Raw genomic sequence first — 11,888 nt, forward strand, 5'->3', positions numbered from 1 at the left:
CCCAAAGCGCGGCACCACGCCGACGACACGCGGTCGTCCTTGCGCATTCTTGAGCCGCAATTCCTCATCACGGCCCACCGGCGGCCGATGAGACGAGTGCAGGCCTCATGGACGGGGCCTGCGCAGGGCTCATGGACGGGCCCGAAGACACAGGATGGAACGACCGTGATCATCGTGCGACGCCTCACGGGGCAACCTTTCGCGATCAACCCCGACTTGATCGAGCGAATCGAGTGCACCCCGGACACGATCCTCGTGCTGCTCGACGGCACCCGGTACATCGTCAACGAGTCACTGGACGAGATCGTCGCCCTGATCCAGGACCACCGCGCCGCCATCGTCGCGCGCTCGCTGAACATCTCCGCCACGGACGCCGCCCCCGTCGAGCGGCCCGCGGACGACGACAACGTCATCGTTCCCCTGCCGACCCGTCCCAGGGGGGAGAAGTAGGTGGATCCCGCAACGATCATCGGCATCGCCGTCGCGTTCGTCGCCATCTGGGGGGCGATGACCCTCGAGGGCACGCACGTGATGTCGATCCTGCTGCCCGGGCCGATGCTGCTCGTCTTCCTGGGCACCATCGGCGCCGGCCTGGCCGGCGGCATGCTCAAGGACGCCCTCCACGCCGTCAGGCAGCTCCCACGGGCCTTCACCAGCAAGGCCCCGCGGCAGGGCGCCACCATCCCCACGCTCGTCGCGCTCTCCGACCGCGCCCGCCGCGAGGGCCTGCTCGCCCTGGAGGACGAGGCCCGCGACATCGACGACGACTTCCTGCGCGACGGGCTCACCGCGGCCATCGACGGCGCGGACCCCGAGGAGCTGCGCGCCCTGCTCGAGGACCGCATCGACACCAAGCGCAAGCAGGACCGGATCGCCTCGGGCTTCTTCACCTCCCTCGGTGGCTACGCGCCCACGATCGGCATCATCGGCACCGTCGTCTCCCTGGTCCACGTGCTGGAGAACCTCACCGAGCCGGACAGCCTCGGCCCGCTCATCGCGGCCGCCTTCGTCGCCACCCTGTGGGGCATCCTGTCGGCAAACATGATCTGGCTGCCACTGGGCGCCCGGCTCAAGCGCCTGTCCGACCTCGAGTGCGCGCAGATGGAGGTCACCCTCGAGGGCCTGCTCGCCCTGCAGTCCGGCGCCAACCCGCGCATGGTCAGCGAGCGCCTCCGCAGCCTCGTGCCGGCCTCGGAGATCGTCGAGGACGCGGCGGCATGAGGTCCCCCCGGCGCCGCCGCGGCGGCGAGGAGCACGAGGAAGAGGTCAACGTCGAGCGGTGGACCACCAGCTACATGGACATGGTCACCGTGATGATGTGCCTCTTCATCGTCCTGTTCGCCATCAGCCAGGTGGACCAGCAGAAGTTCTTCGCGCTGCGCGAGTCCCTCGCCGCCACCTTCGGCCAGCCCACCGGCGCCAACCTCCAGGTGCTCGACGGCGGCCAGGGCGTCCTCGCCGCCGACTCCGTGGTCCCGGACCCGCCGGACGTCACCAACCAGTCCGGCGGCCCCGTCCACGGCGTCGACGAGGCCGGCAACATCGAGAAGGCCCGCCAGGAGGTCGCCGACCTGCGCGAGCTGCAGCGGCGCATCCAGGAGGCCCTCGAGCAGCGCCAGGTGGCCAGCGACGTCACCTTCGCCATCACCGATCGCGGCCTGATCATCGGCCTGGTCAGCGCCGACGTCTTCTTCTCCACCGAGAGCGCGAAGCTCACCGACGAGGCCCTGCTGGTCATCGACGCCCTCTCCCCCGAGCTGGCCGCCACGCGCTACGACCTGTCCGTCGAGGGGCACGCCAACACCGTGCCCACCGTGCGCTACCCCACCAACTGGGAGCTGTCCGCCGACCGCGCCAGCCAGGTGCTGCGCCGCATGGTCGAGAGCGGCGGCGTCCCCGCCGACCGGATGCGCGCCGTCGGCCTCGGCGACGCCCACCCGATCGATGCCGCCGGGCAGGACCCCCTGACGATCAACCGCCGCGTCGACGTCGTCGTCCTCTCCGACGCCCCCGAGGCCGTCCGGGTGCTCATGCCGCAGGTCGCCGCCGAGACGGGAGGAACCTGACATGGACGAGACCACGGATCTGGAGGACCGCTGATGGTCGAGCAGCGCACCGTGGGGCGCCCCGTCAACGTCCGGGGCGCGCCCGCGCAGGAGGAGACGAGGAGCACGATGACGCACGCCGAGGAGGGGCCGCCGCGCCGCCGGCGCGGGCTGGTGGTGCTGGTGGTGCTGGTCGTCGTGCTCGCCGCCGCGGCCGCCGCCTACGTGCTGCGGCCCTGGGAGAGCGACGCCGCCGCGCCGGAGAAGGCGCCCGAGCTCGGCCTCGTCGTCCCGGTGGACCCCATCAGCGTCAACCTCGCCGACGGGCACTACCTGCGCCTGGGCTTCTCCATCCAGCTCAAGAAGGGCGCGACGAAGGACCTGCAGGTGGCCCGCGCGCTCGACATCGCCATCGCCACCTACTCCGGCAAGGACGTCGCCGAGGTCAACGACCCCGCCCGCCGCGAGGAGCTCAAGGCCGAGCTCCTGACCCAGCTGAGCGCGACCTTCAAGGAGGTGGTGGACGTCTACCTCACGGACTACGTCACCCAGTGAGGCCCAACTCCGTCTGACCCTTTCCCTCATACAGGCCGCCACCCGACCGATTGACCGGGTGTGACGGTCCCATCCAGCGTGCCCGGCGCCATCCGCACGCCGATGGCCTACGACTTCCGGCGGCCCATGACGCTGCCGCGCGAGCACGCGCGCATGCTGGAGATGGCCTTCGGCACCTTCTCCCGGCACTGGGCCAACCAGCTCGTCGCGCGCCTGCGGGTGTCCGTCTCCTCGGCGGTGACCGAGGTGAAGATGTGCTCCTACGACGAGTACGTCGCCTCGCTGCCGACGACGACGACCGTGGTGCTGTGCTCGGTCGAGCCGGGCCGGCGCATCGCCCTCGTGCAGTTCCCCCTCGACGCCGCCCTCGTGTGGATCGACCACATGCTCGGTGGGCCGGGCACCCCGGGTGCGGTGCCCGAGCGCGAGCTCACCGAGATCGAGCAGGCGCTCATCATGGAGCTGCTGCGCCGCACCCTGGCCGACCTCAACTACTCCTTCGCGGCGATCGTGCGCCTCGAGGCCGAGTTCAAGCAGATCCAGTACACCCCGCAGTTCGTCCAGGCGGCCGAGGCGTCGACGCCGGTGATCGTGGCCCGCTTCGAGCTGCACGTGGACGAGCAGGACGTGCCGGTCTCGGTCATGCTGCCGGCCGAGGGCCTGATGACCGCCCTGCGCGACGGCGAGCACGTGGACCTGCGCACCGCCGAGGAGATCGCCGAGGAGAAGGTGCAGAGCCGGCTCCTCGAGGTCGCCGTCCAGCAGGTCCCGGTCGACGTCGCCGTGCGCTTCCGCCCCGTCACCGTCCACCCGCGCGAGGTGGTCGCGCTGCGCCCCGGTGACGTCCTCCCGCTCCACCACCCCGCCTCCCGGCCGCTCGACGTGGTCGTCGGGGACCGGGTGCTGGCCCAGGCCGCCCCCGGCACCCAGGGCAGCCGGCTCGCCGGCATGGTCGTCCACGTCAAGGAGAACTGATGAACCCCACCGCAACCGTCAACGACCAGCAGGCCGTGGCGGAGCTGGCGCGGCTGCTGCCCTCGCCGGTGCCGCTGGCGCCGCGCCGCGCGGGGGAGTTCGAGCGCCCGGCGCCCGACGCCACCGCCGTCGTGGCCACCTTCGTCGGTCAGACCAGCGCCGAGCTCATGGTCGTCGCCCAGCAGTCGGTCACCGACGCGATGGCCGGCGCCGGCGCCCTCTCCCTCGCCGAGGCGCTGCGCCCCGCCCTGGAGGCGGCCAGCCGCACCCTCGGCCCCGGTGTGCTCGGCACCGCCGAGACCCGCCCCGCCGGGGAGGTCTTCACCGGCCCGGGCACCGTGGTCTACGCCCTCGACGCCGGCGTGGCCACCCAGGCCTGGTTCGGCATCCGCGCCAAGGGCTCCGCGGCCGACGCCGCGGCGCCCGCCGCGCCGCTGCCCAGCGGCGCCATGCGGGTGCTCTACGACGTCGAGATGACCCTGACCACCGAGATCGGCCGCACCCGCCTGCCGGTGCGCGACGTCCTGGAGCTGACCCCCGGCGCCGTCCTCGAGCTCGACCGCTCCGCCGGCAGCCCCGCCGACGTCATGGTCAACGGCCGCCTGGTCGCCCGCGGCGAGGTCGTCGTGGTCGACGACGAGTACGCCGTGCGCATCACCGAGATCGTCTCCACCGAAAACCTGGGTTAGTGCTCGACAGCGTGCTGCTGGGCCTGCGGGTCGCCCTGTCCCTCGCCCTCGTCCTGGTCATCCTGTGGGTCATCGCCCGCAAGGTGAACGCCGGGACCTCAGCGTCCCGGCGGGTGCCCGTCACCGTGCTCGGGCGCCAGTCGCTGGGGCGCCGCTCCGGCGTGGCGGTGGTCGAGGTGGCCGGGCGCACCCTGCTGCTGGGGGTCAGCGACGACGGCGTGCGGCTGCTCACCGAGCTCGACGACGCCGGCCGCGCCCTCGAGGCCGGGCCGGGGCTGCTCGAGGCCGGCCCGTCGGCCGAGCCGACGACGACCGAGGACGCGCCGGGCGGCCAGGTGATCGCCGGCCGCTTCAGCGCGCCCGGGCGCGGGGCGGAGCTGCCGGCCCGCCGGGCGGACCTGCGCGGGCGCACCGGCACCGACGACGCCGCGGCTGGTGCCACAGGCCTGGCCCGGATCATCGGGCCGGTGCGTTCCTTCGACGATGTGCTCGCCGCGGAGGTGACCCCGCGCCACCGGTCCCGCCGCCGCACGGCCGCCCGGCGCGCCGACGTGCCCGAGCTCTCCACCGGCCCGCTGGCCGGCTCCGTGCTGGACAAGACGACGTGGACCCGGGCGTGGGCGGTCCTGCAGGAGCGGTCGTCCCGATGAGCGCGTTCGACGGGGCCGCCCTCGCGGCGCCGGGTCGCCAGTCGCGCGACCACCTCCCGCACGGCCCGCTCGCGCCGATCGAGGCGGGGCAGGGGTTGCCGCTCGCGACGGCGCGGCCGGAGCACGCGGGGCACCACTGGCGCTGGCTGGCCCTCGCCGCCGCCGGGCTCGCCGTCGTCCTCGCCGTGCTCGTGCTCGGTGCGGCCGCGGCGCACGCCGCGCCCATCGCCCCCCGGGACCCCACCGACCCCACGCCCCCGACCGGCCCGCTGGACATCACCGTCAACGGCGAGCCGACGGCGCCGTCGACCTCCGTCGTGGTCCTGCTCGGCATCACGCTGCTGTCGGTGGCGCCCTCGCTGCTGCTGATGATGACGAGCTTCACCAAGCTCTTCGTCGTCCTGGCGCTGACCCGCAACGCGCTGGGCCTGCAGGGGGTACCGCCCAACCAGGTGCTCGCCGGGCTGAGCCTGTTCCTGTCGATCTTCATCATGTTCCCGGTGCTGGGGAACATCAACGACGCGGCCGTGCAGCCCTACCTCGCCGGGGGCGTCAGCTTCACCGACGCCCTGGGCGCCGCCTCCGACCCGCTGCGGACCTTCATGCTCGGGCAGACCCGCGAGGAGGACATCGCCCTGCTCACCCGGGCGGCCGACCTGCCCAACCCGGCCAGCCCCGAGGTCGTGCCGCTGCAGACCCTCATCCCGGCGTTCATGCTCTCCGAGCTGCGCGCCGCCTTCGTCATCGGCTTCGTCATCTTCGTGCCGTTCCTGGTCATCGACCTGGTCGTCTCGGCCGTCCTGATGAGCATGGGCATGATGATGCTGCCGCCGGTGATGATCTCCCTGCCCTTCAAGATCCTGCTGTTCGTGCTCGTGGACGGCTGGGGCCTCATCGTCACGACGTTGGTCGGGAGCTATTGATGGACACCAACGCCGTCCTGGACATCGCCGCCGTCGCCCTCGGCCTGGCCGCCAAGCTCGCCGCCCCGGCGCTGATCACCGCGCTGGTGGTGGGCTTTACCGTCTCCCTGCTGCAGTCGGTCACGCAGATCCAGGAGGTCACCCTCAGCTTCGTGCCCAAGGCGATCGCCGTCGCGCTCGCGCTGGTGATCGCGGGCAACTGGATGATCTCCGAGCTGGTCGTCACCACCCACGAGCTCTTCGCGCGCATCCCCCAGCTCCTGGAGAGCTGAGATGGACCTCGTGCGCGAGCTCGAGCCGCTGCTCCTGGCCGCGGTGCGGGTGACCGTCTTCCTCGTGCTGGCCCCGCCGTTCGCCCACCGCGCGGTGCCCGCGGCGGTCAAGGCCATCCTCGGCGTCGGGTTGGCCTTCGCCCTCGCCCCGCCGCTGGCCGCGCCCAACCTGTCCACCGCCGGCTTCATCGGCCAGCTGGTCAGCGAGGCGGTCATCGGCGGCGGCCTGGGGATCCTCGTCGCCGTCGTCTTCGCCGCGGTCCAGACCGCCGGACGCCTCATCGACAACCTCGGCGGCTTCGAGATGGGCATGGCCTTCGACCCCATGTCCATGACCTCCGGCGGGCAGTTCACCCAGCTCTACGCCCTGGCCGCGACCGTGCTGCTGTTCGCCTCCGACGGCTACCAGCTCGTCATCGGCGGCCTGGCCCGCAGCTTCGACGCCCTGCCGCTGGGCGCCACCCTCGACCTGCCCGCCCTGGCCGGCTCCCTCACCGGCGCCGTCGGGCAGATGATGGTCGCCGCGCTGCAGGTCGCCGGGCCCCTCATCGCGGTGCTCTTCCTCGCCGACGTCGGCCTCGGCCTGCTCACCCGGGTCGCCCCGGCGCTCAACGCCTTCGCGCTCGGCTTCCCGCTGAAGATCCTCATCACCCTGGTCCTGGGCACCTTCGCCCTGGTGGCGCTGCCCCGGGTCGTCGCGGGCCTGGCCCAGGACGCGCTCGGCGGGATCGCGGGGGTGGCCGGATGAGCCGGATCGCGGGGGTGGCCGGATGAGCCAGCCCTCGGGGGAGAAGACCGAGAAGGCCACCCCGCAGCGGATGAAGAAGCTCCGCCGCGACGGCGGGCTCGGCCGCTCCCAGGACCTCGCCGCCTGGCTGGTGGTCGGCGCGGCCGCGGTCATGCTGCCCACCGTGCTCGCCGCCGGGACCGACGCCGCCCGCGCGCAGCTGCGCATGGTCGGCGCCGCCGCGGCCGCCCCGGAGGCGGCGACGGCGCTGCGGGCCCTGCAGAACGGCCTGTCCTCGGTGCTGCCCACGCTGCTGCCGGTGCTCGCCGCGGCCGCGCTGGCCGCGCTCGTCGGCAACGCCGTGCAGGGCGGGGTGCACCTCAAGAGCCTCAAGCCGAAGTTCACCAACCTCAACCTCGCCAAGGGCGTCAAGCGTCTCTTCGGGCTGCAGGCGTGGTGGCAGGGCGCCAAGGCGGCGCTGAAGACCGCGGTGGTCGGCGTCGTCCTGTACGTCACCGTCGTCGGCATGGTGCCGCTGGTGCTCACCTCGGGGCAGATGCCGCTGGGCGGCCTGCTCGGCGAGGTGGGGTCGCGCATCTCCAGCCTGCTGGTCTGGGGGGTCGTCGCGGGCCTGGCGCTCGCCGTCGTCGACGTCGTCGTGGTCATGCGGCGCAACCGCAAGCAGACCCGGATGACCAAGCAGGAGGTCAAGGAGGAGAACAAGGCCACCGAGGGCGACCCGCACGTCAAGGGCGCCATCCGCTCCCGGCAGCTGGCCATGAGCCGCAACCGGATGATGGCGGCGGTGGCCGACGCCGACGTCGTCATCGTCAACCCCACCCACGTCGCCGTCGCGCTGCGCTACCAGCCCGGGCAGGGCGCCCCGCGGGTGGTCGCCAAGGGCCAGGGGCACGTGGCCGCCCGCATCCGCGAGCGGGCCGCGAAGCACCACGTCGCCGTCGTGCAGGACATCACCCTGGCCCGCACCCTGCACGCCGCCTGCGAGCTGGGCCAGGAGGTGCCCGAGCACCTCTACGAGGCCGTCGCCCGGGTCCTCGCCTTCGTCATGTCGCTGCGCCGGCGCGGCAGCGCCGCCGGGGTCCACCGGGTGCCCGCCCCCGCCACCGCCGGGGCTCACCGCGGCCCCGCAGACGGCGGGGCCCACCGGGGCCCGGCAGGCGCCGGCACCCGGCGCGCCCGCCGGGCCGCCCACCGCGCTCCCCGAGAGGACCGCCCGTGAAGAACCTCAAGGTCACCCAGTTCATGGCCCCCATCGGGGTGGTGGGCATCGTCCTGCTGCTCGTCGTGCCGCTGCCCGCCCCGCTGCTCGACGTCCTCATCGCCGTGAACATCACCGTCTCGGTGCTGGTGCTGCTCACCACGATGTACATCAAGAAGCCGCTGGACTTCTCGATCTTCCCCTCGCTGGTGCTCGTGGCCACGCTGTTCCGCCTCGGGCTCAACGTCGCCTCCACCCGGCTGGTGCTGCGCGACGCCTACGCCGGGCAGGTCATCGACGCGTTCGGCCACTTCGTCGTCGGCGGCTCGCTGGTCATCGGCCTGGTCATCTTCCTCATCCTCGTGGTCATCCAGTTCGCGGTGATCACCAACGGCGCCGGCCGCGCCGCCGAGGTCAGCGCCCGCTTCACCCTCGACGCCATGCCGGGCAAGCAGATGGCCATCGACGCCGACCTCAACGCCGGCCTCATCGACGAGCACGATGCCCGGCGCCGCCGCGCCGAGGTGGCCGCCGAGGCCGACTTCCACGGCGCGATGGACGGCGCGTCGAAGTTCGTCAAGGGCGACGCCATCGCCGGCATCGTCATCACGATCATCAACCTCATCGGCGGCTTCATCATCGGCATGCTCCAGCATGGGATGAGCGCGGGGGAGTCGATCGAGACCTACGCGATCCTCACCGTCGGCGACGGCCTGGTCACCCAGATCCCGGCCCTGCTCATGTCGGTGGCCACCGGCCTCGTGGTCACGCGGGCCACGGCCGAGGAGGACATGGGCACCGCCGCCTCCGCCCAGCTGCTGCAGTCGCGCAACGCCCTGGCCATCGCCGGCGTGGCCGCGCTGGCCATGGGGCTCATCCCCGGTCTGCCCAAGCTGCCGTTCATCGTCGTCGGCATCGTGCTGCTGGTGCTGGCCCAGCGGGTGAAGAAGGCCGACGCGCGGGCGGCGGCCGCCGCCGAGGCGCCGGCGGGCACCGCGCTGCAGCCGGCGCCGGAGACCACCGAGCAGCTCATCGAGCAGATGCGGGTGCACGCCCTGGAGATCCTGCTCGCCCCCGACCTCGTCGACCTGGTCGGCGGCTCCGCCGACCAGGACCTGCTCGCCCGGGTGCGGGCGCTGCGCCGCAAGACCGCCCTGGAGATGGGCTTCGTGCTGCCGCCGGTGCGCACCCGCGACTCCGTGGACCTGCCGGTGGCCACCTACGCCATCCGCATGTCCGGGGTGGAGGTGGCCCGCGGCCAGGCGCCGGCCGGGCGGATGCTGGCCCTGGGCGACGGGCTGGACAACCTGCCCGGCACGCTCGTCAACGAGCCGGTCTTCGGGCTGCCCGGCAAGTGGATCCCGGCCGAGCTGCGCCACAGCGCCGAGATGGCCGGCGCCACGGTTGTCGACCGCACCTCGGTGATCATCACCCACCTGTCGGCCCTGGTCAGCTCGCACGCCCCGCGGCTGCTGGGCCGGGAGGACGTGCGCGTGCTCAACGAGGGCCTCAAGCAGACCAACCCCTCGGTGGTCGAGGAGCTCGTGCCGGCGCTGCTGTCCCTCGGGGAGGTCCAGCGGGTGCTGCAGGGCCTGCTCGCCGAGCAGGTGCCGATCCTCGACCTCGCCCGCATCTACGAGGCGCTGACCCTGCGGGCAAAGGTCTCCACCGACGCCGAGGGCCTCGTCGAGGCCGCCCGGGTCGCGCTGGGCGACACCATCGTCGACCGCCACGCCGCCGACCAGGTGCTGCGCGTGCTCACCATCGAGCCGGGCACCGAGCAGCTGCTGCTGGAGTCGCTGCGCCCGGGCGACGGCGGCACCCAGCTCTCCCTCGCCCCCGACCGGGTCGAGGCGCTGCTGGCCGCGGTGCGCGGCCAGGTGGAGGCCGCCGAGGCCGGCGGCAAGCAGGTGGTCCTCGTGTGCGCGCCGGCCATCCGCCCGGCGCTGCGCCGGCTCGTCGCGCTCGCCGTCCCGCGCCTGCCCGTGCTGTCCTACAGCGAGGTCTCCGGGACGATGATGACGATCGACACGGTGGGAGTGGTGAGTGTCGGACACGCAATTGCTGCTTGACGGCCCCGAGCTGGACCCGTTGCTCGAGCGGGCCCGGGAGATCGGCGGCCGGGTGGTCCGGGCCGAGCGGGTCCGGCGCATGTTCGGCAAGGCCCGCTACGAGGTGACCGTCGAGGTCCTGGGCCTGTCCGACGGCGCCGCCTCCGTGGCACCGGCCCTGCCCCCGGGCCGTGGCTCCGGCGCGGCCCGGCCCGGTGCGGGCGTCAGCGCGGCGGGTGCCGGGCCGGGGGCCGCGGGTGGCGGCCCGGCCGGGCTGGCGGCCCTGCTCGCCGCGGCCGAGCACGGCGACGGCGTGGGCGCGCCCGCCTGGGCGCCGGTGAGCGCGCCGAGCACGGCGAGCGCCTCCGGGGGCGCGGGAGCCGCCGCGTCGGCCGGCTCCGGCTCTCCGCGCTCGGCGCTCTCGGCCGCCTCCGCCGCCGAGGCGGGCGCGGCGGCCGCGGCCCGGGATGCCGCCTCCCGGGCGATCGGCCGCTCCGCGATGGCCGCGCCCGCGCTGCTGCGCGACCTCGGCGTCCCCGCGGCGCTGGTGCCCACCGGCACCGCCGACGTCACCGCCGCGCTCCTGGCCCTGGCGGCCCGGCTGCCCCGCCCGGTGACTCCCGCACTGCGCCCGGGCAAGGTGCTCGCCGTCGTCGGCACCGCCGACGAGGTCCTGGAGACCTGCGCGCAGATGCTCGTCCGGCTGCGCGCCCACCCCTACCAGCTGGTGCTGGTGGGGGAGGAGGACACCCTGCCCGGCGCCGGCACCCGGCTGACGAGCCCGCGCCGGGCGGCCCGGCTGCGGCAGGAGGCGGCGGGCCAGGCGCTCGTCGTGGCCGCCGGGGCCGACGACTCCCGCGCGGGCCGGCGCCTCACCGAGGGCGTGCTCGCCGCGCTGGCCCCGGACCAGGTGTGGGCCGCGCTGGACGCCCGGCGCAGCCCCGGCGAGCTGGCGGCCCAGCTGGCCGCGCTGCCCGTGCCTCGGGTCGACGCCGTCGCCGGGCAGCGGGCCTGGGAGGCGGCCCGCCCGGGCAGCCTGCTCGACCTGGGCGCGCCGGTGGGCTGGCTCGACGGGCTCCCCGCCACGCCGACGGTGTGGGCGTGCGTGCTCGACGAGGCCCGCGCCCGCCCGGCGCGGCCCGCCGCCGGCTGAGCCGCGCCCCGGGCGGCACCCGTCGCTGCCGGGGCGGGTCCGGCGCGGTGCGGCCCGGGGGCCGGGGCGACACGCGCCCGGTAGGGTCGTCGCGTGCTGGTGCTGAGTCGACGCGTGGGCGAGCAGATCGTCATCGGTGAGGACATCGTCCTGACCGTCGTCGACGTCCGGAACGACACGGTGCGCCTGGGCATCGCCGCCCCCCGCAGCGTTAGCGTCAACCGCGCCGAGGTCCGCAAGGCGGTCGAGGACGCCAACCGCGAGGCCAGCGCCGCCGACGATGCGGCCGTCGAGGCCCTGCGCGCCCTCACGGCCCGGCCCAAACAGGGCGGGACCGGCCAGCAGCAGTAGGAGCGCCCCTGGGTGCAGCGAGCCGGTGAGGTGGGTCGCCCGGTGGCCAGCCACCCGTCAGCAGTTCCCTCGGCGTGCCGCTGAGCACCTCTTTCGGCGTGGTCGGTGAACTCCTCGCTCGGTGAGGCCCCCGACGGCGACCATCTCGCCGCGTGCCCGGGCCCGGCATGCCGGACGCCGCCGTGTCGGTGAGGGCGGCTTGCTCTGGGACGGGTCAACGGCAATTCACGAAACTGCCCGGTGTCGCCGGCCTGCTGAATCCGTTTCGCCCGGAGTTT

14 protein-coding genes are annotated in these 11,888 nt (G+C 74.0%); all 14 read left to right on the forward strand.

Annotated features, from left to right (window positions below; translation table 11 throughout):
* Window positions 1-216 precede the first annotated feature (216 nt).
* The 14 genes from GD880_RS15245 (at window position 217) to csrA (ending at window position 11,610) form a co-directional block, all read left to right on the forward strand.
* Window positions 217-450: a flagellar FlbD family protein gene (locus GD880_RS15245; protein WP_452176750.1), complete on the forward strand. Its 234-nt coding sequence runs from the start codon at window positions 217-219 to the stop codon at window positions 448-450.
* A complete protein-coding gene (locus GD880_RS15250; RefSeq protein WP_152232474.1) occupies window positions 451-1,221 on the forward strand; it encodes a motility protein A in 771 nt (256 codons plus the stop codon).
* Complete coding sequence (locus GD880_RS15255; RefSeq protein ID WP_152232475.1) at window positions 1,218-2,066, forward strand: OmpA/MotB family protein; 849 nt, start codon at window positions 1,218-1,220, stop codon at window positions 2,064-2,066. Before GD880_RS15250 ends, GD880_RS15255 begins: the two co-directional genes overlap by 4 nt.
* A 33-nt stretch (window positions 2,067-2,099) precedes the next feature.
* Window positions 2,100-2,600 carry a flagellar basal body-associated FliL family protein gene (locus GD880_RS15260; protein WP_152232476.1) on the forward strand — a complete coding sequence of 167 codons (501 nt, stop codon included), beginning with the start codon at window positions 2,100-2,102 and terminating at the stop codon, window positions 2,598-2,600.
* Between the two features lie 60 nt (window positions 2,601-2,660).
* Window positions 2,661-3,575, forward strand: a complete 915-nt coding sequence (locus GD880_RS15265; protein ID WP_226909708.1) for a flagellar motor switch protein FliM — start codon at window positions 2,661-2,663, stop codon at window positions 3,573-3,575.
* Window positions 3,575-4,264, forward strand: coding sequence for a flagellar motor switch protein FliN (gene fliN / locus GD880_RS15270; RefSeq protein ID WP_152232477.1), 690 nt, complete (start codon window positions 3,575-3,577; stop codon window positions 4,262-4,264). Before GD880_RS15265 ends, fliN begins: the two co-directional genes overlap by 1 nt.
* Window positions 4,264-4,914 (forward strand): FliO/MopB family protein, encoded by a 651-nt coding sequence (locus GD880_RS15275; RefSeq protein ID WP_152232478.1) that lies wholly within the window; start codon window positions 4,264-4,266, stop codon window positions 4,912-4,914. Before fliN ends, GD880_RS15275 begins: the two co-directional genes overlap by 1 nt.
* Window positions 4,911-5,837, forward strand: a complete 927-nt coding sequence (fliP, locus tag GD880_RS15280; RefSeq protein WP_152232479.1) for a flagellar type III secretion system pore protein FliP — start codon at window positions 4,911-4,913, stop codon at window positions 5,835-5,837. Before GD880_RS15275 ends, fliP begins: the two co-directional genes overlap by 4 nt.
* Entirely contained in the window at window positions 5,837-6,109 is a 273-nt protein-coding gene (locus tag GD880_RS15285) for a flagellar biosynthetic protein FliQ (protein WP_152232480.1), read from the forward strand. The genes fliP and GD880_RS15285 overlap by 1 nt, the downstream gene beginning before the upstream one ends.
* A gap of 1 nt (window position 6,110) precedes the next feature.
* Complete coding sequence (locus GD880_RS15290; protein WP_152232481.1) at window positions 6,111-6,857, forward strand: flagellar biosynthetic protein FliR; 747 nt, start codon at window positions 6,111-6,113, stop codon at window positions 6,855-6,857.
* Between the two features lie 22 nt (window positions 6,858-6,879).
* Window positions 6,880-8,076, forward strand: coding sequence for an EscU/YscU/HrcU family type III secretion system export apparatus switch protein (locus GD880_RS15295; RefSeq protein WP_152232482.1), 1,197 nt, complete (start codon window positions 6,880-6,882; stop codon window positions 8,074-8,076).
* 23 nt (window positions 8,077-8,099) lie between these two features.
* Window positions 8,100-10,127: a flagellar biosynthesis protein FlhA gene (gene flhA / locus GD880_RS15300; RefSeq protein WP_264372291.1), complete on the forward strand. Its 2,028-nt coding sequence runs from the start codon at window positions 8,100-8,102 to the stop codon at window positions 10,125-10,127.
* Complete coding sequence (locus GD880_RS15305; protein WP_152232484.1) at window positions 10,102-11,259, forward strand: hypothetical protein; 1,158 nt, start codon at window positions 10,102-10,104, stop codon at window positions 11,257-11,259. Before flhA ends, GD880_RS15305 begins: the two co-directional genes overlap by 26 nt.
* Before the next feature lie 93 nt (window positions 11,260-11,352).
* Window positions 11,353-11,610, forward strand: a complete 258-nt coding sequence (gene csrA / locus GD880_RS15310) for a carbon storage regulator CsrA (RefSeq protein ID WP_152232485.1) — start codon at window positions 11,353-11,355, stop codon at window positions 11,608-11,610.
* Window positions 11,611-11,888 lie beyond the last annotated feature (278 nt).

The sequence above is a fragment of the Georgenia ruanii genome (assembly GCF_009193175.1).
Taxonomy (GTDB): domain Bacteria; phylum Actinomycetota; class Actinomycetes; order Actinomycetales; family Actinomycetaceae; genus Georgenia; species Georgenia ruanii.

Excerpts from the sequence above, each read along its gene's own strand:
- GD880_RS15255 (WP_152232475.1), top strand. The coding sequence starts at position 1,218 with ATGAGGTCCCCCCGGCGCCGCCGCGGCGGCGAGGAGCACGAGGAAGAG.
- GD880_RS15260 (WP_152232476.1), top strand. The coding sequence starts at position 2,100 with ATGGTCGAGCAGCGCACCGTGGGGCGCCCCGTCAACGTCCGGGGCGCG.
- fliN (WP_152232477.1), top strand. The coding sequence starts at position 3,575 with ATGAACCCCACCGCAACCGTCAACGACCAGCAGGCCGTGGCGGAGCTG.
- fliP (WP_152232479.1), top strand. The coding sequence starts at position 4,911 with ATGAGCGCGTTCGACGGGGCCGCCCTCGCGGCGCCGGGTCGCCAGTCG.
- GD880_RS15285 (WP_152232480.1), top strand. The coding sequence starts at position 5,837 with ATGGACACCAACGCCGTCCTGGACATCGCCGCCGTCGCCCTCGGCCTG.
- GD880_RS15290 (WP_152232481.1), top strand. The coding sequence starts at position 6,111 with ATGGACCTCGTGCGCGAGCTCGAGCCGCTGCTCCTGGCCGCGGTGCGG.
- GD880_RS15295 (WP_152232482.1), top strand. The coding sequence starts at position 6,880 with ATGAGCCAGCCCTCGGGGGAGAAGACCGAGAAGGCCACCCCGCAGCGG.
- flhA (WP_264372291.1), top strand. The coding sequence starts at position 8,100 with ATGGCCCCCATCGGGGTGGTGGGCATCGTCCTGCTGCTCGTCGTGCCG.